The 21,106-nt window shown below is 72.1% G+C and carries 19 protein-coding genes; 3 read left to right on the forward strand and 16 right to left on the reverse strand.

What is annotated here, in order from left to right; all coding sequences use genetic code 11:
- Nucleotides 1-4: 4 nt before the first annotated feature.
- The 7 genes from mihF to pyrR form a co-directional block, all read right to left on the reverse strand.
- A complete protein-coding gene (mihF, locus tag ACF3NS_RS13245; protein WP_019286116.1) occupies nt 5-319 on the reverse strand; it encodes an integration host factor, actinobacterial type in 315 nt (104 codons plus the stop codon).
- A gap of 187 nt (nt 320-506) precedes the next feature.
- Nucleotides 507-1,373 carry an orotidine-5'-phosphate decarboxylase gene (gene pyrF / locus ACF3NS_RS13250; RefSeq protein ID WP_311966722.1) on the reverse strand — a complete coding sequence of 289 codons (867 nt, stop codon included), beginning with the start codon at nt 1,371-1,373 and terminating at the stop codon, nt 507-509.
- Between the two features lie 55 nt (nt 1,374-1,428).
- Nucleotides 1,429-4,740: a carbamoyl-phosphate synthase large subunit gene (carB, locus tag ACF3NS_RS13255; RefSeq protein WP_288798325.1), complete on the reverse strand. Its 3,312-nt coding sequence runs from the start codon at nt 4,738-4,740 to the stop codon at nt 1,429-1,431.
- Nucleotides 4,740-5,891, reverse strand: coding sequence for a glutamine-hydrolyzing carbamoyl-phosphate synthase small subunit (carA, locus tag ACF3NS_RS13260; protein ID WP_392466563.1), 1,152 nt, complete (start codon nt 5,889-5,891; stop codon nt 4,740-4,742). The genes carB and carA overlap by 1 nt, the downstream gene beginning before the upstream one ends.
- 31 nt (nt 5,892-5,922) lie before the next feature.
- Complete coding sequence (locus ACF3NS_RS13265) at nt 5,923-7,227, reverse strand: dihydroorotase (protein ID WP_392466565.1); 1,305 nt, start codon at nt 7,225-7,227, stop codon at nt 5,923-5,925.
- Nucleotides 7,227-8,162: an aspartate carbamoyltransferase catalytic subunit gene (locus ACF3NS_RS13270; RefSeq protein WP_311966723.1), complete on the reverse strand. Its 936-nt coding sequence runs from the start codon at nt 8,160-8,162 to the stop codon at nt 7,227-7,229. The genes ACF3NS_RS13265 and ACF3NS_RS13270 overlap by 1 nt, the downstream gene beginning before the upstream one ends.
- Entirely contained in the window at nt 8,159-8,746 is a 588-nt protein-coding gene (gene pyrR / locus ACF3NS_RS13275) for a bifunctional pyr operon transcriptional regulator/uracil phosphoribosyltransferase PyrR (protein ID WP_392466566.1), read from the reverse strand. The genes ACF3NS_RS13270 and pyrR overlap by 4 nt, the downstream gene beginning before the upstream one ends.
- Before the next feature lie 347 nt (nt 8,747-9,093).
- Between pyrR and ACF3NS_RS13280 the strand changes: the two genes are divergently transcribed.
- The gene (locus ACF3NS_RS13280; protein WP_154594422.1) at nt 9,094-9,588 is read left to right on the forward strand and encodes a transcriptional regulator; all 495 of its coding nucleotides are present in this window, start codon (nt 9,094-9,096) and stop codon (nt 9,586-9,588) included.
- 24 nt (nt 9,589-9,612) lie between these two features.
- Here ACF3NS_RS13280 and nusB read toward each other — a convergent pair whose 3' ends face one another.
- Both nusB and efp read right to left on the reverse strand, forming a co-directional pair.
- Nucleotides 9,613-10,038: a transcription antitermination factor NusB gene (gene nusB, locus ACF3NS_RS13285; RefSeq protein ID WP_288798331.1), complete on the reverse strand. Its 426-nt coding sequence runs from the start codon at nt 10,036-10,038 to the stop codon at nt 9,613-9,615.
- 1 nt (nt 10,039) lies between these two features.
- Nucleotides 10,040-10,600, reverse strand: coding sequence for an elongation factor P (gene efp / locus ACF3NS_RS13290; protein WP_288798332.1), 561 nt, complete (start codon nt 10,598-10,600; stop codon nt 10,040-10,042).
- A 152-nt stretch (nt 10,601-10,752) separates the two neighbouring features.
- Here efp and ACF3NS_RS13295 point away from each other — a divergent pair, with 152 nt between their 5' ends.
- Nucleotides 10,753-12,321 carry an FMN-binding glutamate synthase family protein gene (locus ACF3NS_RS13295; protein ID WP_392466569.1) on the forward strand — a complete coding sequence of 523 codons (1,569 nt, stop codon included), beginning with the start codon at nt 10,753-10,755 and terminating at the stop codon, nt 12,319-12,321.
- Nucleotides 12,322-12,556: 235 nt separating this feature from the next.
- Here ACF3NS_RS13295 and ACF3NS_RS13300 read toward each other — a convergent pair whose 3' ends face one another.
- Nucleotides 12,557-13,375 carry an ABC transporter permease gene (locus ACF3NS_RS13300; RefSeq protein ID WP_392466571.1) on the reverse strand — a complete coding sequence of 273 codons (819 nt, stop codon included), beginning with the start codon at nt 13,373-13,375 and terminating at the stop codon, nt 12,557-12,559.
- 187 nt (nt 13,376-13,562) lie between these two features.
- On the opposite strand from ACF3NS_RS13300, the gene ACF3NS_RS13305 reads away from it, so the two are divergent.
- Nucleotides 13,563-14,768 (forward strand): histidine kinase, encoded by a 1,206-nt coding sequence (locus tag ACF3NS_RS13305; RefSeq protein WP_392466572.1) that lies wholly within the window; start codon nt 13,563-13,565, stop codon nt 14,766-14,768.
- Between the two features lie 290 nt (nt 14,769-15,058).
- On the opposite strand, the gene aroB is transcribed toward ACF3NS_RS13305, so the two are convergent.
- Genes aroB through ruvX form a run of 6 tightly spaced genes read right to left on the reverse strand, consistent with a single transcriptional unit; the run spans nt 15,059 to nt 21,104 of the window.
- Complete coding sequence (gene aroB / locus ACF3NS_RS13310; RefSeq protein WP_392466574.1) at nt 15,059-16,189, reverse strand: 3-dehydroquinate synthase; 1,131 nt, start codon at nt 16,187-16,189, stop codon at nt 15,059-15,061.
- Entirely contained in the window at nt 16,186-17,184 is a 999-nt protein-coding gene (locus tag ACF3NS_RS13315) for a shikimate kinase (RefSeq protein ID WP_392466575.1), read from the reverse strand. Before ACF3NS_RS13315 ends, aroB begins: the two co-directional genes overlap by 4 nt.
- Entirely contained in the window at nt 17,184-18,404 is a 1,221-nt protein-coding gene (gene aroC, locus ACF3NS_RS13320; protein WP_392466577.1) for a chorismate synthase, read from the reverse strand. The genes ACF3NS_RS13315 and aroC overlap by 1 nt, the downstream gene beginning before the upstream one ends.
- Nucleotides 18,405-18,436: 32 nt before the next feature.
- Entirely contained in the window at nt 18,437-19,243 is an 807-nt protein-coding gene (locus ACF3NS_RS13325) for a shikimate dehydrogenase (RefSeq protein ID WP_392466580.1), read from the reverse strand.
- 8 nt (nt 19,244-19,251) lie between these two features.
- Nucleotides 19,252-20,412: an endolytic transglycosylase MltG gene (gene mltG / locus ACF3NS_RS13330; protein ID WP_392466583.1), complete on the reverse strand. Its 1,161-nt coding sequence runs from the start codon at nt 20,410-20,412 to the stop codon at nt 19,252-19,254.
- A complete protein-coding gene (gene ruvX, locus ACF3NS_RS13335) occupies nt 20,409-21,104 on the reverse strand; it encodes a Holliday junction resolvase RuvX (RefSeq protein ID WP_392466586.1) in 696 nt (231 codons plus the stop codon). The genes mltG and ruvX overlap by 4 nt, the downstream gene beginning before the upstream one ends.
- Between the last annotated feature and the right edge of the window lie 2 nt (nt 21,105-21,106).

Here is a 21,106-nt window from a genome sequence, read left to right on the forward strand (position 1 = left end):
GCGCTCAGTTCTCGAAGCGGGCGAGCAGCGCCGCGATCTGGTTGGCGCCGAGCCCACGCACGCGTCGGGTGCGCGAGATCCCGACCTCCTCCATGATCTGCCGGGCCCGCACCTGGCCGACGCCGGGCAGCGACTCCAGCAGCACGTAGACCTTCATCTTGCCGATGACGTCGTTGGACTTGCCCTCGGCGAGGACCGAGCGCAGCGAGCCCTGGCCGTACTTGAGCTGGTTCTTGACCGCAGCGCGCTCGCGTCGAGCGACGGCGGCCTTCTCCAGTGCCTCGGCTCGCTGCTCGGGGGTCAGGGTCGGCAAGGCCACAGGAGTCTCCTCGGTGGGTCTGGACCGGGCTGGCCAGCGCCGGTCGGTGATGCTTGTGGACAACGTACTGGCGGGGCCAGCGCAGCCGCAACGCGGGGCCGGGCCCGCGCGGCGTGTGACGAGCCTAGCTCCCCGTCCGACATCGTCGGGAACGAATCCGGACATTTGACGCGCACATTCGTGCCGCTCAGCCGGACAGGGCCACCAGGGCGCGCATCTGCCGACCCGTCCGTCGCGCGGCCTCGCGCAGGACCGGCACGTCCGGCCCGGCCGACAGGACCTCGCGTGAGCTGGACGCAAGCACCTGGGGCAGCGCCTCGCCGAAGACCTGGCGAAGGCTCTCGGCCGTGCCGCCCTGGGCCCCCACGCCCGGGGCGAGCAGGGGTCCCCCCATCGAGGTCAAGTCCAGGCCCAGGTCCCGGACGGCGGTCCCGACGGTGGCACCGACGACCAGCCCGACCGAGCCGAGCCGTCCGGACTCCCTCGCCGCCGCGTTGTCCGCGGCGGCTCCCGCCACGACCTCCCCGGCGACCGAGCGCCCCCCTGCGCCCCGCGCGTGCTGCACGGACGCTCCCTCCGGGTTGGAGGTGAGCGCCAGCACGAAGACACCGCGGCCGGTTGCGGCGGCGAGGTCGAGCGCGGGACGCAGCGAGCCGTAGCCGAGGTACGGCGAGACCGTGATCGCGTCGACCGCGTCGGATCTGTCCTTGCCGAGGAAGGCCTCGGCGTAGGCCGTCATGGTGGAGCCGATGTCACCGCGCTTGACGTCGAGGATCGTCAGGGTGCCGGCCTGCCGCAGCCCGGACTGGACCCGCTCGAGGAGCGCCACGCCGCGCGACCCGAAGACCTCGAAGAAGGCGGACTGCGGCTTGACGCAGGCCACCTGCCCCCCGAAGGCCTCGACGCAGGTCATCGCGAAGCGCTCCACCCCGGCGAGGGTGTACGGCAGTCCCCAGGACTCCACGAGCTGCTGGTGCGGGTCGATGCCGACGCACAACGGGCCGTGCGCGTCCATGGCGGCGCGCAGCCGCGTGCCGAAGGGGGTCGGGTTCACGGCGTCTCCTCCGGTCGGTGGGTGCTCACCCGGTCTCCTCGGGCCACGGGCCGGCTCACCCGGCCGCGTGGGCGCCGTGCTGGGCCAGGCGCTCGGCGTGCTCCTGCAGCGAGATCACCGACACGGAGCCGTCTCGCATCGACTCGATGCCCTGCACGGCGGCGGCGAGCTGCTGGACCGTCGTGATGATGGGCTTGTCCATGCTGGTGGTGGCGGTGCGGATGGTGTAGCCGTCGGCGCGCGCCTCCGGGCTCGTGGGGGTGTTGACCACCATGTCGACCTCGCCGTCGAGGATCAGGTCCACGACGGTCGGCTCCCCCGCCGGGCCACGGCCCTCGCTGTGCTTGCGCACGGCCTCGGCACGGACCCCGTTGCGCCGCAGCACGTCGGCCGTGCCCTGGGTCGCGAGGATCCGGAAGCCCAGGTCCGCGAGCCGCTTGCAGGGAAAGATCATGGCGCGCTTGTGCCGGTTGGCGACCGAGATGAAGACGGTCCCCTCCGAGGGCAGCCCCCCGAACGCGCCGAGCTGGCTCTTGGCGAAGGCCGTCCCGAAGTCGTCCGCGAGGCCCATGACCTCGCCGGTGGAGCGCATCTCGGGGCCGAGGATGGTGTCGACGAACTCCCCGTCCTGCGTGACGAACCGCTTGAACGGCAGCACGGCCTCCTTGACCGCCGTGCCGGCCTCGATCGGCAGGGACGCGCCGTCGCCCTCGGACGGCAGCAGGCCCTCGCGGCGGAGCTCGGCGATGGTGGCGCCCATCATGATCCGCGACGCCGCCTTGGCGACCTGGACGCCGGTCGCCTTGGCGACGAACGGCACGGTGCGCGAGGCCCGGGGATTGGCCTCGAGGACGTAGAGGATGTCCTGGGCCAGGGCGAACTGGACGTTCATCAGCCCCCGGACCCCGATGCTGGCCGCCAGCCGGCGGGTGGACTCCCGAACCCGGTCGATCTCGGCGCGCCCCAGCGTCACCGGCGGCAGCACGCACGAGGAGTCTCCGGAGTGGATCCCGGCCTCCTCGATGTGCTCCATGATCGCCCCGACGTACATCTCCTGCCCGTCGTAGAGCACGTCGACGTCGATCTCGATGGCGTCGTCGAGGAAGCGGTCCACGAGGATCGGGTGGTCGGGGCTGGCCAGCGCCGCGCGCGTGACGTAGTCGGTGAGGGTCTGGTCGTCATACACGATCTGCATGCCGCGCCCGCCGAGGACGTAGGAGGGGCGGACGAGGACCGGGTAACCGATCTCGCGGGCCACCTCGAGGGCCTCGGCGGCCGAGTAGGCGGTGCCGAACCTGGGGGCGGGCAGCTGGGCCTCGTGCATGACCCGGCCGAACGCGGCGCGGTCCTCGGCGAGGTGGATGGCCTCGGGCGACGTACCGACCACCGGCAGCCCCTCGTCCTTGAGCGCCTGGGCCAGCCCGAGCGGCGTCTGCCCGCCCAGCTGGACGATGACGCCGGCCACCGGACCCGCGGCGCGCTCGGCGTGGTAGACCTCGAGGACGTCCTCCAGCGTCAGCGGCTCGAAGTAGAGCCGGCTGCTGGTGTCGTAGTCGGTCGACACGGTCTCGGGGTTGCAGTTGACCATGACGGTGTCGTAGCCCTGGTCGCGCAGCGCGAAGCTCGCGTGCACGCACGAGTAGTCGAACTCGACGCCCTGGCCGATGCGGTTCGGCCCGCTGCCGAGGATGATCACCGCGGGCCTGTCCCGAGGCAGCACCTCGGTCTCCTCGTCGTACGACGAGTAGTAGTACGGCGTCTGGGCGGCGAACTCGGCGGCGCAGGTGTCGACGGTCTTGAACACCGGGCGCACGCCGAGGGCATGGCGCACCCCGCGTACGACCGGCTCGGTCATGCCGGTGAGCTGGGAAATCTGGGTGTCGGAGAACCCGTGGCGCTTGGCCAGCCGCAGCTGCGCGGGAGTGAGCGTCTCGGAGCCCTTGATGGTGCGGGCGACCTCGTTGAGCAGCTCGATCTGGTCGAGGAACCACGGGTCGATGCGGGTCGCCTCGTGGACCTCCTCGACCGTCATACCGGCGCGCAGGGCCTGCTGGACGAGCAGGATGCGGCCGTCGGTCGGCGTCCTGGCCTGCTCCAGCCAGGCGGCACCCTGGTCACGACCGGGCCGATCGCCGCGCCAGTGGAAGGCCGCGTCCTTCTTCTCCAGGGACCGCACGGCCTTCTGCAGGGCCTCGGTGAAGTTGCGCCCGATCGCCATGGCCTCGCCGACCGACTTCATGGTGGTCGTGAGCGTCGGGTCGGCGGCCGGGAACTTCTCGAAGGCGAACCGCGGGACCTTGACGACGACGTAGTCCAGGGTCGGCTCGAAGGACGCCGGCGTCTCCCGGGTGATGTCGTTGGGCACCTCGTCGAGGGTGTAGCCGATGGCCATCTTGGCGGCGATCTTGGCGATCGGGAAGCCGGTCGCCTTGGACGCCAGCGCGGAGGACCGGGACACCCGGGGGTTCATCTCGATGACGATGACCCTCCCGTCCTCGGGGTTGACCGCGAACTGGATGTTGCAGCCGCCGGTGTCCACGCCGACCTCGCGGATGACGGCGATGCCGATGTCGCGCAGGTTCTGGTACTCCCGGTCGGTCAGCGTCAGGGCCGGTGCCACCGTGATGGAGTCGCCGGTGTGCACGCCCATCGGGTCGAGGTTCTCGATGGAGCAGACGACCACCACGTTGTCGGCGTGGTCGCGCATCACCTCGAGCTCGTACTCCTTCCACCCGAGGATGGACTCCTCGAGCAGCACCTCGGTGGTCGGCGAGGCGAACAGCCCGGCGCCCGCGATGCGCCGCAGGCCGGCCTCGTCGTAGGCGAAGCCGGAGCCGAGACCGCCCATGGTGAACGACGGCCGGACGACGAGCGGGTAGCCGAGATCGCCCGCCGCGTCGAGGCACTCGTCCATCGTGTGGCAGATGATCGAGCGGGCCGACTCGGCACCGCAGCGCTCCACGACGCCCTTGAACCGCTCCCGGTCCTCCCCCAGCTGGATCGCCTCGACGTTGGCGCCGATGAGCGGGCAGCCGTAGCGCTCGAGCACGCCCGCCTCGTGCAGCGCCATCGCGCAGTTGAGGGCGGTCTGGCCGCCGAGGGTGGCGAGGACCGCGTCCGGGCGCTCCTTGGCGATGATCGCCTCGACCACCTCGGGGGTGATGGGTTCGACGTAGGTCGCGTCGGCGAACTCGGGGTCGGTCATGATCGTGGCGGGGTTGGAGTTGACCAGGACGACCCGGATCCCCTCCTCGCGCAGGACGCGGCAGGCCTGGGTGCCGGAGTAGTCGAACTCGCAGGCCTGCCCGATGACGATCGGGCCGGAGCCGATGACCAGGACGCTCGTGATATCGGGGTTGCGGGGCATCAGCGGGCGTTCTCCTCAGGCTGGGCGGCGCCGATCAGGTCGATGAAGCGGTCGAACAGGTAGGCGGCGTCGTGCGGGCCCGCCGCCGCCTCGGGGTGGTACTGCACGGAGAAGGCCGGGACGTCGAGGCACTCGAGTCCCTCGACCACCTGGTCGTTGAGGCCGACGTGGCTCACCCGTGCCCGCCCGAAGGGGGTGTCGAGGTCCTCGCCGATCGGCGCGTCGACGGCGAACCCGTGGTTCTGCGCGGTGATCTCGACCTTGCGGGTCGACAGGTCCATCACCGGCTGGTTGATCCCGCGGTGGCCGTACTTGAGCTTGTAGGTGCCGAGGCCGAGGGCCCGCCCGAGGATCTGGTTGCCGAAGCAGATGCCGAAGAAGGGGATGCGGGCGCCCAGGACCTCGCGCAGCACCCCCACCTCGTGCTCGGCCGCGGCCGGGTCTCCCGGGCCGTTGGACATGAACACCGCGTCCGGGGAGAGGGCCTGTATGTCGGAGAACGTCGAGGTCGCCGGCAGGACGTGCACCTCGAGGCCGCGCTCCGCCATGCGCTGCGGCGTCATGCCCTTGATACCGAGGTCGAGCGCCGCCACGCGGTAGCGTGGCTCGCCCTCGGGGCGCACGACGTACGGCTCGTCGGCGCTGACCTCGGCGGCCAGGGCCGAGCCGGCCATCGCGGGCTGGGAGACGACCCGGTCGATCAGCCGCTCCACGGGGGTGTCGGCCACGTCGCCGGAGAAGATGCCGACCTTCATCGAGCCGCGCTCGCGCAGGTGGCGCGTGAGGGCGCGGGTGTCGATCTCGCAGATCCCGACGACGCCCTGGCGCTCCAGCTCGCCCTCCAGCGGGGCCGTGCTGCGCCAGCTGCTCGGGCGCAGCGCGGGGTCCCGCACGACGAAGCCGGACACCCAGATGCGGTGCGACTCGTCGTCCTCGCCGTTGACGCCGGTGTTGCCGACGTGCGGGGCGGTCATGACCACCACCTGACGGTGGTAGGAGGGGTCGGTCAGGGTCTCCTGGTAGCCGGTCATGCCGGTGGAGAAGACCGCCTCGCCGACGGTGCTGCCGACCGCTCCGTAGGAACGACCCGCGAAGGTCCGTCCGTCCTCGAGGATCAGCAGGGCCGGTTGGCGTTCGAGGCGCAGGGTCACGACATGCTCCGCTCAGGTGTGAGGACGGGGGTCACGCGAGCCGGCCGTCGCGGGCGGTAATGCGCCCACGCAGCATCGTCGCGCGGACGGCACCGGTGAGGGTCCGCCCGTGCCACGGATTGTTGCGCGACAGCGAGGCGCTCGCAGCGCGGTCCACGGTCAGAGACCGCGTGGGGTCGACGAGCACGAAGTTGGCGGGCTCCCCCTCGGCGATCGGCCTGCCGTGCCCCTCCAGCCGGGCGATCTCGGCGGGCCGCGTCGACATGACCCGCGCCACGTCGGACCAGGACATCCGCCCGGTGCTCACCATCACGTCGCTGACCACGGACAGGGCGGTCTCCAGTCCGAGCATGCCGAACGCGGCGTCCGCGAAGGCGTGCTCCTTGTCGTGCACGACGTGCGGCGCGTGGTCGGTGGCCACGACGTCGATGGTGCCGTCGGCCAGGGCGGCGCGCAGCTCCTCGGCATACTCGCTCGGCCGCAGGGGCGGGTTGACCTTGTAGACCGTGTCGTAGTCCTGCAGGAGGTCCGTGGTGAGCACCAGGTGGTGGGGGGTCACCTCGGCGGTGACCGCGATCCCCTTGCCCTTGGCCCAGCGGATGACCTCGAGCGAGCCCGGCGTGGAGACGTGGGCGACGTGCACCCGCCCCCCGGTCTGCTTGGCCAGCATCACGTCTCGGGCGACGACGACCTCCTCGGCCGCGTCCGGCCACCCGGGCAGACCCAGCCGCCCGGACAGCTCGCCCTCGTGGCAGCAGGCCGTGCTGTCGGCGAGCCTGGGGTCCTGCGAGTGCTGGGAGATCACCCCGTCGAAGGCCGTGACGTACTCCAGCGCGCGGCGCATGAGCCGGCTGTCGTGGACGCACCGGCCGTCGTCGGAGAACACCCGGACCCGGGCCTGCGAGCGCGCCATGAGACCGATCTCGGACAGCTCCTCCCCCGCGAGCGCCTTGGTGACGGAACCGACGGGCATCACGTCGACCAGGCCCGCCTCGCGCCCGCGGCGCCAGACCTCCTCGGCCTTCTCCGGGGTGTCGGTGACGGGCTGGGTGTTGGCCATCGCGAAGACCGCGGAGTAGCCGCCCACCGCCGCAGCCGCGGACCCGGTCCGGATCGTCTCGGCGTCCTCGCGCCCCGGCTCGCGCAGGTGGGTGTGCAGGTCCACGAGCGCAGGGAGGGCGACGAGCCCGTCGGCGTCGATCGTCTCGTCCACGGCGTCCTGGGCCACGGACATGTCTGCGGCAGAGCCGATCTCGCGGATGACGCCGTCGACGACGAGGATGTCGGCGGAGCGATCCCCGAGCAGGCTGGCACCGGTGATGAGGGTGGTGGACATCAGGCGGTCTCTCCTTCGCCGGCGAGCAGGTGGTAGAGCACGGACATGCGGACGGCGACGCCGCCGGAGACCTGGTCGAGGATGACCGAGCGGGCGCCGTCGGCGGCGTCCGAGGAGATCTCCAGGCCGCGGTTCATCGGGCCGGGGTGGCAGATGAGCGCGTCGTCGCGCATGAGCTCGAGGCGCCGCGGCGTGAGCCCGAAGCCCGCGATGTACTCCCGCGGCGTGGGGAAGAAGCCGCCGCTCATGCGTTCCTTCTGCACACGCAGCATCATGACGACGTCGGCCTTGGGGATCTCCGCGTCGAAGTCGTGGGACCAGGTGAACCCATCACGCTCGGCCCAGGTCCGGATGCCGTCCGGCATCAGGGTGGGCGGCGCGACCACGCTGACCGTCGCGCCGAGCTTGGCCAGGCACAGGACGTTGGAACGGAACACGCGGCTGTGGCGCAGGTCGCCGCAGATCACGACGTGACGGCCGTCGAGGTCACCCAGCTCGCGCCGCATCGTGTAGGCGTCCAGCAGGGCCTGGGTGGGGTGCTCGTGGGTCCCGTCGCCGGCGTTGATGACGACGCCGGAGACCCACGACGCGATCTGCTGCTGGGCGCCCGAGGACATGTGCCGGATCACGAAGCCGTCCACGCCCATGGCCTGGAGGTTCATCACCGTGTCGCGCAGCGACTCGCCCTTGGACAACGACGACCCCTTGCCGGCCATGTTGAGCGAGTCGGCGGACAGCCACTTCTCGGCGAGCTCGAAGGATCCACGCGTGCGCGTGGAGTCCTCGAAGAAGAAGTTGACGACGGTGCGCCCGCGCAGCGTCGGCAACTTCTTGATGTCCCGGTGCTGGACCTCGTGCATCTGCACGGCGGTGTCGAGGATCTGCGTGATGTCCGCAGCGGTCAGGTCGTTGATGGACAGGAGGTGCTTGTTCACCGGTTGCCTCCGGAGATGCGGACCTCGTCGGTGCCGTCGCGCTCGGCGAGCAGCACCGAGACCCGTTCGGTGGACGAGGTGGGGAGGTTCTTGCCGACGTGGTCGGCACGGACGGGCAGCTCGCGGTGGCCTCGGTCGACGAGCACGGCGAGCCGGACCACGCGGGGGCGTCCCAGGTCGGCCAGCGCGTCGAGGGCGGCGCGGACGGTGCGGCCGGAGTAGAGCACGTCGTCGACGAGGACGACGACCTTGTCGTCGATGCCGTCGGACGGGATGTCGAGCCTTTCCGCGGGGCGGATCGGCCGGCGCCGCAGGTCGTCGCGGTACATCGTGATGTCGATCGCCCCCACGGGGACGTCCGCGCCCTCGACCTCGGCCATGGTCCGGGCCAGGCGCCGGGCGAGGGGGACGCCGCGGGTGGGGATGCCGAGGACGACCAGGCCCTCCGCTCCCTTGTTGCGCTCGAGAACCTCGTGGGCCATGCGTCGCAGGGCCCGGGCGATCTCGTTGTCGCTCATGACGATCCGGGCATCGGTGCCGTTGTCGTCGGATGACTGGGGGGGTGTCTGTGGGGCAGGCGTCATCGCGTCTGACCTCCTTCTCGCCTCGCTGGACGTCGTTAAAGGATGTCGATCGCCCCGATCCTAGCGGGACGCGAGGGGTGGTCGTGACCGCCGTCCCCGCGCCCCGGTGCCGCCGGTGCCGCCGGACGGCAGAACCCTCGCGCACGGTCACAATCGGACAGGGCGGGGCCAATCGGGCGCACATCCACCACGTCCACGATGACGCAATCGGATTGTTCAATCGCTCAGAGTCAATCATGTGCCCATATGGATGAATACCAGTGGGCTTTCGGCGGTTGCGCTTGCCGCGAGGATCACCGTGAGTAACCATCTCTTTGTTACAGACAGTTACGTGATCGGAGACAGTCATGGCCAGCGACTACGCGAAGGCCCTCGGGTCCCGGCTGCGTTCCATCCGCACCCAGCAGGGCCTGTCCCTGCACGCGGTCGAGGAGCGCTCGCAGGGTCGCTGGAAGGCCGTCGTGGTGGGTTCCTACGAGCGTGGGGACCGGGCCGTGACCGTGCAGCGGCTCTCCGAGCTCGCCGACTTCTACGGCGTCCCCGTGTCCGCGCTGATGCCCGACTCCGAGGTCGCGCCAGCCACCGAGGCCCCCGCCAAGCTCATCATCGACCTCGAGGCCCTCTCCCAGGTCTCGGCCGAGCGCGCCGGCCCCCTCGCCCGCTACGCCGCGACGATCCAGTCCCAGCGCGGCGACTACAACGGCAAGGTGCTGTCCATCCGCCAGGAGGACCTGCGCACCCTGGCCGTCATCTACGACACCTCACCCGCGCAGCTGGCCGACGAGCTCGTCGGCTGGGGCGTCCTCGACCCGGCCGCCCGCCGCGGCATCCCCGAGGCCTGATCCTCGCAGCTCTCGTCGGCGAGCTCAGACCAGGGTGGGCTTGACCTGCTGCAGCCGGCCGAGCAGACCGTTGACGAAGGTCGGGGACTCGTCGGTGGACAGCTCCCGCGCCAGCGCCACGGCCTCGGCGATCGCCACGCCCTCCGGCACCTCGTCGCCGTAGACCAGCTCGAAGGTCCCGAGCCGCAGGATGGCGCGGTCCACCGCCGGCATGCGGTCCAGGGTCCAGCCCTGCGCGTAGGTCGTCAGCGCCTCGTCGATCGCCACCCAGTGCCGGACGACACCCTGCACCAGGGTCGTGGAGTACTCCGGGACGGGGTGGTCGTCCTGACCCGCTCGGACCGGCGACGCGAGCCGCTCGGCGAGCAGGTCGGCGGCGTTCATGCCCCGCGACTCCGCCTCGAAGAGGATGTCGAGCGCCCGCTTGCGAGCCTTGCCTCGTGCCGACACGTCAGCTGACGCGGCCCAGGTAGGAACCGTCCCGGGTGTCGACCTTGACCTTGGTGCCGCTCTCGAGGAAGAGCGGGACGGCGATCTGCGCGCCGGTCTCCAGCGTGGCAGGCTTGGTGCCACCCGTGGAGCGGTCACCCTGCAGGCCCGGCTCGGTGTAGGTGATCTCCAGGACCACGGAGGCGGGCAGCTCGACGTAGAGCGGGGAGCCCTCGTGGGTGGCGACGATCGCCTCCTGGTTCTCCAGCATGTAGTCGGCGGCCGAGCCCACGACGGTCTCGCTCACGTGGAGCTGGTCGTAGGTCTTGCCGTCCATGAAGACGAAGTCGTTGCCGTCCTTGTAGAGGTACTGCATCGTCCGCTTGTCGACGTTGGACGTCTCGACCTTGGTGCCGGCGTTGAAGGTCTTGTCCACCGTCTTGCCGGTCATCACCGACTTCAGCTTGGTGCGCACGAAGGCCGGACCCTTGCCGGGCTTGACGTGCTGGAACTCCACCACGGACCAGAGCTGGCCCTCCAGGTTGAGCACCATGCCGTTCTTGAGGTCGTTGGTCGTTGCCACAGGGCCGTCCATCTCTGTCGTCGGGGGGCGCGCTGCAGCGCCTCGGATCACCAGGGTTTCCGCGTCAGTCTACCGGGTGCGCGCACACCCAGGTGATCGCCGGTTCACGCCGACGCCGGGCGCCGGACGGCAGCAGGGCTCACACTCGGGTCATGAAGCTCACGACCGCCGCTCTCGGGGGCCTCGCCGCGATCGCCGGCGTCGCCGTCCACGACCTCACGCAGCGACGACACTCCCTGCTGCGCAACTACCCCGTCATCGGCCACGGCCGGTTCCTCGTCGAGGCGATCGGGCCGGAGCTGCGGCAGTACGTCGTCGCCGCCAACGACGAGGAAAGACCGTTCTCCCGGGATCAGCGGCGGTGGGTCTACGCGTCGGCCAAGAGGGAGAACAACTACTTCGGCTTCGGCTCCGACAACGACATGGAGCGGGTCGCCAACTACGCGGTCATCAAGCACCGGACGTTCGCAGACGTCGCGCCGCCCACCCACGACCACCCGGCGGAGCAGTCGCCGCTGCCGTCGGCCAAGGTCCTCGGGGGTCCGCGCGGACGTCGGCACGCGTTCCGCCCGCAGTCGGTGGTCAACGTGTCGGCGATGAGCTTCGGGTCCCTGTCCGCCAACGCCATCAGCGCCATCAACGCGGGGGTGGGCATGGCCGGGGCGTTGCACAACACCGGCGAGGGCGGGCTGTCGCCCTACCACCGCCAAGGGGGCGACCTCGTCTTCCAGATCGGCACGTCCTACTTCGGCTGCCGCGACGGGGAGGGCAGGTTCGACCTGGAGCGTCTGGCGGCCCTGGTCGGGTCGGCGCCCGTCCGGGCCATCGAGATCAAGCTGTCCCAGGGTGCCAAGCCCGGGCTGGGCGGGGTCCTGCCGGCCGCCAAGGTGACCGAGGAGATCGCCGAGATCCGCGGCATCCCGGTCGGCAAGGACTGCATCTCGCCATCGCGTCACGGCGAGTTCGACAGCGTGGACGGCCTTCTGGACTGGGTCGAGACCATCGCCGAGCGCACGGGGCTGCCCGTCGGCATCAAGTCGGCGGTCGGCAACCTAGAGTTCTGGCAGGAGCTGGCCGAGCTGATGACCGACCGCACGCGCGGGGTCGACTTCATCACCGTCGACGGCGGCGAGGGCGGCACCGGCGCGGCGCCCCTGACCTTCTCCGACTCCGTGTCCCTCCCGTTCCGGATGGGCTTCCCGCGGATCTACGCGCTGTTCGCCGAGCGGGGGCTGACCGACGACATCACCTTCATCGGCGCGGGCAAGCTGGGGCTGCCCGACAACGCGGTGGTGGCCTTCGCCATGGGCTGCGACATGGTCAACGTGGCGCGGGAGGCCATGCTGGCGATCGGCTGCATCCAGGCCCAGAAGTGCCACACCGACACCTGCCCGGTGGGGGTGGCCACGCAGAACCCCTGGCTGTCCCGCGGCATCGACCCCGCCCTCAAGTCGGTCCGACTGGCGAACTACCTCATGACCGTGCGACGCGACCTGCTCAAGGTGGCCGAGGCCTGCGGCGTGCTGCACCCGGCCCTGATCACGATGGACGACGTGGAGCTCCTCGACGGCACCGGCGGCGGCGTGTCCCTGCGCGAGCGTTACGGCTACGAGCCGGGGTGGGGCGAGCTCGGGCCGCAGCTCGCCGCGGAGGTCTCGGCGATCATGCACCGCACCGCACCGCAGGGAGGCGAGGCCCCCGAGAGCGCCCACGCGCAGTGATCAGGCGGGGCGTCGTGGGCGACGTCGCGTCCGACCCTGGGTCGCAGGACTGCATGAGTGCTGCTTGGAGTTGGCGACACTCATGGACTGTCCCTCCTCCGTGGCCCTGACCGCTCTCCTTCTCGGCGCCCTGATCGGCTCGTCCTGCAGCGCGGCCACGCACGAACGACCGGGCCGGTCATCTCCCCCCGCAGATGACCGGCCCGGAGCCGTATGCCGTCGGTGCCCGCGTCCCCTACTTGATCTCGCGCCGCACCAGCAGCGCGCTACCCACCACGAGGGGCAGCAGGACCCACAGCGCCTGCGACGAGACGAGGTGCTGCCAGTCCGTGCCCGTCATCGACCCGGCCAGCAGCGGCGCGGTGGACTGGCTCGGGTCGATCCAGGGCGCCGAGCTCCGGAACCACGCCACGCTGGCGGTCAGGATCGTCAGCGCCGTCGGGAGGATGAAGAACGCCGCGATCGCCGCACCCGGCACCACGATCAGCAGACCGAAGGCGACGCCCTGCAGGACGCTGAGGATCATGGCCAGCAGGACGCCTCCGACGAGGGCCCAGCTGCTCGGCCAGGTCCCCGGCGCGTCCTTGACCGTCATGGCCAGGCCGTTGGCCGCGGCGGCGAGGGCGACGGCCAGCGCCACCGCGAGGACCGCGACGATGCAGCCGGCCACGGCCTTGGCGGCCACCACTCTGAGCCGGCGCGGCTCCTGGGTGAAGCTGACCAGCCCGGTGCGCTGCGAGAACTCCGAGGTCCCGGTGAGGATCCCGAGCACCGGCAGCAGCATCATCAGCGGCGTCGACGTGGCCGTGAGGAAGGTCGTGAAGGTCAGGCTCTCGCGCTCGGCGAAGGCCAGGACGAGGGCGATCGCCGCCGCCGTCACCAGGCCGATCGTGATGAGCAGCCACCGGCCGGAGCGGGTGTCGACGAGCTTGCGCAGCTCGACGTGCAGCAGCCGCCCGAAGGGGATGCCGGGGCGGCCGCCCGAGGCGCGGGTCGCCGGGGTGCGCCCGCTCTCGTCGCGACCGGTCGTGCGGTGGGTCGTCGTGGCGCTCATGCCACAGCCTCCTGCCCGTTGGTGCCGCGCGCGTCGCCCGCGGTCAGCTCGAGGAACATCTGCTCCAGCCCGGCACGCACCCTGCGAGACGCGTCGGGCCTTCCGCCATACCGCGACCGACCATCGGCCAGGGTCGACGCGACCTAGGGATGACGCCTCCAGGCCCCCCGGCTCCTAGGCTGCTGCCATGAGCAGCCGTCCGCCCCGGGACCTGTGGGCTCCCATCTCGGTGTGGGGGCACGTCTGGCGGGGTCTGCTCGCGGCGGTGACCGGCACGCTGCTCTTCCTGGTATCGAACGATCCCCAGTTCTCCCGCCCGCTGGCGAGCTGGGTGCCGTTCGTCGACCTCGTCGTGGGGGTCCTGTCCCTCGTGCTGCTGCCGCTGCACCGGCGCTCCCCGCTGCTGGTGCCGGTCCTGCTGCAGGCGATGACGGCCGTGTCGACATCGAGCGGCGGCTCGGCCTCGGTCGCCCTCGTCTCGGTCGCCACGCGGCGGCGCTGGCCGCGCATCGCCCTCGCGGGCGTCGTCGCCATGCTGGCGTCGCTGGCCGTGTCCCGCATCTATCCCGAGATCGATCCGATGCCAACGGCGCTCAACGTCGCCACGATGGTGCTGGTGCTCGCCGCCCAGATCGCCTGGGGCCTGTACCTCGGGGCCCGGCGCGACCTGTTCGCGACCTGGCAGTGGCGAGCAGAGACCGCCGAACGCGAGCAGGTACAGCGCATCTCGTCCGCGCGCGAGGCCGAGCGCACCCGCATCGCCCGCGAGATGCACGATGTGCTGGCCCACCGGATCTCGCTGGTGTCCATGCACGCCGGTGCCCTCGCCTACCGGGACGACCTGTCCCGCGAGCAGATTCGCAAGGAGGCCACGATCATCCAGGGCACCTCGATGCAGGCCCTGACCGAGCTGCGTCAGATCCTCGGCGTGCTGCGCAGCACACCGGTCGGTGAGCCGCAGGACGCCGTCGAGGCGCCGCAGCCCACCTTCACCGACGCCGACGACCTCGTGCTGCGGGCCCTGCGTGCCGGGGCGAGCGGCTTCCTGCTCAAGGACACTCCCCCACCGCAGATCGTGCAGGCCATCCACCGCGTCCGGGCCGGGGAGCCGACGCTGTCGCCGAGCGTGACCCAGCGACTCATCCACGCGGTGTCCACCCGCACCAGCGACACGCGGCAGCGCCGCGCCTCGACCCTGGTGGCGGGTCTGACCGATCGCGAGCGCCAGATCGCGCTGGCCATCGGCGAGGGCCGCACCAATGCCGGCATCGCAGCCTCGCTCTACCTGTCCGTCGCCACCGTCAAGTCCCACGTGACCCACCTGCTGACCAAGCTCGAGGCGGACAATCGCGTCCAGATCGCCATCCGCATGCACGACGCCGGCCTGCTCTGACCATGCCGCGGGTGCCGGCCGCCGCGACCGCGCGGCGCGCCTGGGGCCTGGGGCCTGGGGCCTGGGGGGGTCGTGCGATCGCTGGACTTGCCAGAGATGACACGGGCTGTCACCTGACGTTAGCACCGTCATCTGTGACAAGCAGGCGCGTCGACGGTGGCCTGCTGCGCAGACCCTGAGCGTCACCAACCGGGCGTGGCGCCTCGGCTGGACGGGGCGGTCGGGAGAGGAGCTCAGCGCCCAGGTGCACCACCTGCACGACGTCCACCGCGACCGGTGCACCCACGCGGTCACGGGCGCGTGGCGCCACGACCTGCGCTGACGGCGTCGTAGGCCGCGCGCAGCCACTCCTCGCGCGGGCCCTCGAGGCGGGTGGGCGAGCCGACGCCGGTCAGGGCGACGAAGCGCAGGGTGGCCCCGCGCGACTTCTTGTCGCGGGACATGGCGGTGAGCAGGTCGGGCCAGCGGCCGTCGGCATACGACGTCGGCAGACCGACCGAGGTGAGCACGCGGCGGTGCCGCTCGACCACGGACCGGTCGAGCAACCCTGCGGCGCAGGCGAGCTCGGCAGCAAAGACCATGCCGACCGACACCGCGTCGCCGTGCCGCCAGCGATAGGACTCCACCTGCTCGACGGCGTGGCCGAAGGTGTGACCGTAGTTGAGGATCTCGCGCAGCGAGGACTCGCGCAGGTCCGCCGCGACGACGTCGGCCTTGACCCGGATCTTGCGCTCCACGAGCTCGCGCAGGACTGCGCCGTGGACGTCGAGGGCCGCCTCGGGCGAGGCCTCGACGAGCTCGAGGATGCGCGGGTCGGCGATGAACCCGCCCTTGACCACCTCCGCCAGGCCCGCTGCCAGGTCGGCCCGCGGGAGGGTCGCGAGGGTCGTGAGGTCGCACACGACGCCGCGGGGCTCGTGGAAGGACCCGACGAGGTTCTTGCCCTCGGGGGTGTTGATGCCGGTCTTGCCGCCGACGGCCGCGTCGACCATGGCGAGCAGGGTCGTGGGCACGTGCACGACGTCGACGCCGCGCAGCCAGCTGGCGGCGACGAAGCCGCCCAGGTCGGTGACCGTGCCACCACCGACGCACACCACCGCGTCGGACCGGGTGAAGCCCGCCTGCCCCAGCTGCGACCAGAGCCGCACCAGGACGTCGGCGGACTTGGCGGTCTCGGCGTCCGGCACCTCGGCACGGTGGACCTGCAGGCCGTGTGCCGCAAGGGCCCCGGCCACACCGGAGGCATAGGTCTCGACGGCGGGCGAGGACACGACGAGCACCCGCAGCACGCCCGCCCTCAGCAGTCCGGGGACCCGGTCCAGCACACCGTGCCCGACCACGACGTCGTAGGCGTCGCCGACCGGGATCGCGGTCGCGTCGTCCGGGCCTGGCGTCCCGGCCGTCCCGGCATCGTCGCTCATGCGGTGCCGCCCTGCAGGAGCTCGACGACCTGGTCGGCGACGTCCTGGACGCTGCGGCCGGCGGTATCGACGGTCCAGGTGGCGACCTCGGTGTAGAGCGGACGCCTCGTCTCCATGTGGCGGATCCAGGAGCGCCGCGGGAGCAGGGCGACCATGGACGAGCTCTGGTCGAAGCCGATGCGTCTGGCGGCATCGGCGATGCCCACGTCGAGGAAGACGACGGTGTGGTCGTGCAGCACCGCCCGCACGGCGGGGTCGGTGATCGCACCGCCGCCGATCTCGACGACGCCGTCGCGCGCCAGCACCTGCATGGTCGCCTCGCGCTCGAGCTCGCGGAAGCGGGCCTCCCCCAGGTCCACGAAGACCTCGGACACGGGTGTGCCGGCGAGGCGTTCGACCTCGCGGTCGGTCTCGACGCAGCCTGCCCCGAGCAGCTCGGCCAGGGCGTGGCCCACGGCGGACTTGCCCGACCCGGGGGGACCGACCAGGACGACCTGCGGGCGCGTGCGCCGCGGGAGGGCGTGGATGATGGACTCGGTGACCTCTGCGGCGTCCCGACCGGTGGTGTCGACCGCCACGTCCGCCGCCTGCTCGTAGACGGGTCGCCGGGAGGCATAGAGCTGCGGCACGTCGTGGCGGCGCAGCATCGGCCGCCCCGCGGGGTCGCCGACCCGCGTCAACGCCTCGTCGAGGTCGACGTCGAGGTGCACGACCTGGTGGTCCCCGAGGGCGGCGACGACCTCGGGCGAGCCGAGCGCACCGCCGCCGAGCGCGAGGACGCAGGGCTCCCTCGCGGACAGCAGCTCCAGCACGGTGCGGCGCTCGACCTCCCGGAACGCCGCCTCGCCGTGCGCCGCGAAGTACTCCGGGATGGGCATGCCGAGGCGCTCGACCAGCACGGCGTCGCTGTCGACGAACGGCAGGCCGGTGCGCGCCGCGAGCTGCCGTCCGACGGTGGACTTGCCCGCGCCCATGAAGCCGACGAGGACGATCATCAGCGCATCGCCTCCGGGATCGCGTCGAGGTAGGCACGGTAGTTGCGCGCGGTCTCGGCGACGCTGTCGCCGCCGAACTTCTCGAGGCAGGCCTCGGCCAGCACGAGCGCCACCATCGCCTCCGCGACCACACCGGCGGCGGGCACGGCGCACACGTCCGAGCGCTGGTGGATCGCGGTGGCCTGGGCGTCGGGGTCCGTCACGTCGACGGTGTCGAGCGCGCGAGGAACGGTCGAGATGGGCTTCATCGCGGCGCGGACGCGCAGCATGTCGCCGTTGCTCATGCCCCCCTCGGTGCCGCCGGCGCGGTTGCTGCGTCGCACGATCCTGCCCTGGTCGTCCCGCTCGAGCTCGTCGTGGGCCGCGCTCCCCCGTCGACGGGCGGTGCGGAAGCCGTCGCCGACCTCCACAGCCTTGATCGCCTGGATGCCCATGAGCGCGGCGGCGAGCCGGGCGTCGAGGCGTCGATCCCAGTGGACGTGCGAGCCGAGGCCGGGCGGCAGCCCGACCGCGACGACCTCGACGACGCCGCCGAGGGTGTCGCCGTCCTTGTGGGCGGCGTCGATCTCGGCGACCATCGCGGCGCTCCCGGCCGGGTCGAAGGCCCGCACCGGGTCGGCGTCCAGGGCGGCGACGTCGTCGGGGCCGGGCACCGGGGCGTCGTCGGCCACACCGGCCTCGCCGATCGCGACGGTGTGCGACACCAGCCGTACGCCGTACGCCTGCTCGAGCAGCGCCGCGGCGATCGCGCCCAGCGCCACGCGCGCCGCCGTCTCGCGGGCGCTCGCCCGCTCGAGCACCGGGCGCGCGTCCTCGAACGCGTACTTCTGCATGCCGACGAGGTCGGCGTGGCCGGGGCGCGGGCGGGTCAGGGGCTTGTTGCGCGCGATCTCCTTCGGCGCGTTGACGTCGTCGCTGGCGGCATACGCCTCGGCGTGGACGGGGTCGGGGCTCATGACCGTCTGCCACCTGGGCCACTCGGAGTTGCCGATCCTCAGGGCGACGGGGCTGCCGAGGGTGAGGCCGTGCCGGAGTCCGCCGATGATCTCGATGGCGTCCTGCTCGAACTTCTGCCGCGCCCCGCGTCCGTAGCCGAGACGGCGGCGGGCGAGGGCTCCGGCGATGTCGTCGCTCGTCACGCGGATCCCGGCGGGCAGGCCCTCGATCGTGGCGGCCAGGGCGGGACCGTGCGACTCACCGGCAGTCAACCAACGCAGCATGTCTCGGATCCTCCCACGCCGGGACGGGTCGGCTAGCGCTGCGTCCACGCTCCAGACGCGGCGTCGAGCAGCACGGACGCGGGCACGGCGCGCCCCGTCATCAGCTCGACCTGGAGGGCGCCCTGGTGCGCCAGCATCTCCAGGCCGGAGACGACCGGAGCTCCCGCGGCGGCGAAGGTCCGCGCGAGCGGCGTCGGCCAGTCCTCGTAGATCGCCTCGAAGAGCGGCGGGAGCCGGGGCACCTCCGTGAGCCGGGCGGCGACGGCGTCCGCGCCGCGCCCCGGGAGGGTGTCGATCACGAGGTCGGCGTCGCGGGCCAGGGTCGTCACCTCGCCCAGCGGGTGGGCGGACCAGGAGATGTCCAGCTCGTCGAGCAGGGCTCCGGTCTCGGGACGGACCGCGGACCGTATGCCGAACGCGACCGTGCGGGCGCCGAGCTCGCGCACGGCCGCGAGCGCCGAGCGGGCGGTCGCCCCGGACCCGAGGACCAGCACGTGCCGGGCCGCCGTCACCTCGTGGTCCGCCAGCGCCTGGCGGACGCCGTGCACGTCGGTGTTGTAGGCGTCCCAGCCGAGGTCGGGGCGCCGCACGAGGGTGTTGGCGCCGCCGACGCTCTCGGCGACCGGGTCGACCGTCGTGGCCAGCGCCAGCGCGGCCTCCTTGAGCGGCATGGTCAGGGACAGTCCCCGCCAGGTCTGGTCGAGACCGGCCACCAGCGCCGGCAGCGCCGCCGCCTCGCACTCGCGTCGGCCGTAGGTCCAGTCGTCGAGCCCCAGGTGGGCGTAGGCCGCCCGGTGCATCACCGGAGAGAGGGAGTGGGCGATCGGCGAGCCCAGCACCCCCGCCCTCAGCACTGGCCCTTGTGCGCCTGGCACCACGCCTGGAACTGCAGGACGGCCTTGTCGTGGTCCGCCTTGTTCTCGGTGAAGACGGTCTCCCCGGTGGCGGGGTCGACCGTGACGAAGAACAGCCAGGGGCCCTGGGCGGGGTTCACAGCGGCCTTGATGGACTCCTCGCCGGGGTTGCCGATGGGCCCGACCGGCAGCCCGTCGCGGGTGTAGGTGTTGTAGCCGTTGACCTGGGCACGCTCCGCGTCGGTGGTGGTGATGACGCGCTTGCCGGTCGGGTAGGCGACGGTCGAGTCGAGCTGCAGGCGCATCGGCACGGCCAGGCGGTTCTCGAGCACCCGGGCGACCTTGCCGCGGTCGGCGTCCAGGCGCGACTCGGACTCGACGATGCTGGCCACGATGACGACGCGCTCGGCCTTGTCGTCGCTGACTCCCAGCCCGGCGAGGACGTCCTTGGTCTTGGCGACCATCGCGGCGAGCTGCTGGGCGGCGGTGCTCTTGGGCCCGAACTCGTAGGAGGACGGGAACAGGTAGCCCTCGACGTTGCCCTTGGCCGACGAGGGCAACGCGAGCGCCGCGGTGTCCTTGGCGGCCTTCTGGTAGTCCGCGACGGGCAGGCCCGAGGCCTTGGACAGCACGGCGTAGACCTCGCTCGCGCGCATGCCCTCGGGGACGGTCACCCGCTTGACGACGCGGTTCCTGGGGTTGGCCAGGTAGTCGATCGCGGCCTTGGCCGGCTGGTGCTCGGCCATCAGGTAGCTGCCCGGCTGGATGGACTGGGCGCGGGAGTCCTCCCGGGCCGCGTCGACGAAGGCGCCGGCGGACTTGATCACGCCGGCCTTCTCGAGGGTCTCGCCGATGGCCCTGCCGTTGGCGTCGGCGGCGATCGTGACGGGCACCTTCTTGCCGGTGGCGTCGCTCGCGGCGTAGTCGTCGGGGCCGAGGAAGCCCGCGACGACGGGCTTGAGCACGAGACCGGCGACCAGGACGGCCGCGGCCAGGGCCACCAGGACGAGCAGGATCAGCACCGGCCCACGCTTGCGTCGATGCGGGGGGCGCCCCGTTGGCGTCCTGCCGGTCCCGTCGCCGGGGCCCTCGTCAGCGGTGACGGACCCCTCCCGACCGCCGAAGATCGAGTCGCTCAGGTGCTGGTCGGTCACGGGCTGGGGTCCTTGTCGTCGGGTTCGACCGCCGCCCCGGGCCGGGCGTCGGCTCCCCGTCCCCGGTGCCGCGCCTTGCGGGGGCGGTCAGGGATCGGGGTGGCGGCACGACGTGCGTCCGCCACGGGTCCGGGCTCCTCCGCCGGAGTTGCGCCGGCCCTCCTCCCGGTCGACCGCTCGTGGTCGAGGGCCACCTGGAGGATCAGCACCGCGGCGGCCTGGTCGATGACCTGGCGCTGGGCCCTGGCCCGGCGCCCGCTGTCGCGGAGCTGTCGTGCGGCGTCCACCGTGGTCAGTCGCTCGTCGACGAGGCGTACCTCGATGTCCGGGCCACCGGCGGCGGTCTGGGTCGAGCCTAGGAGACCGGTGGCGAACTCGCGCGCCCGACGCGCCGACTCGCCCTCGCCCCCGGCGAGGGTGCGGGGCAGCCCGACATACACGACGGACGCTCCGGCCTGGGCGGCGAGCGCCGCGACGGCGGCCACGTCGGTATGGCGCCCGGGCACGTGCGCCACGGTCGTCTCGGGCGTCGCGACCAGGCCGTCCGGGTCGCTGCGGGCCACCCCCACCCGGACCGTGCCGACGTCGACGCCGAGGCGCACGCCGCGGGGCAGGGTGACCTGCCGGTCGTCCTGTCGAGCGGGTGCGACGGTCCCGTCCGGTCCCGCCGGCGCCGCTGGCACGTCAGCCATGC

It is taken from the genome of Arsenicicoccus cauae, assembly GCF_043162025.1.
Classification (GTDB): Bacteria; Actinomycetota; Actinomycetes; order Actinomycetales; family Dermatophilaceae; genus Arsenicicoccus; species Arsenicicoccus cauae.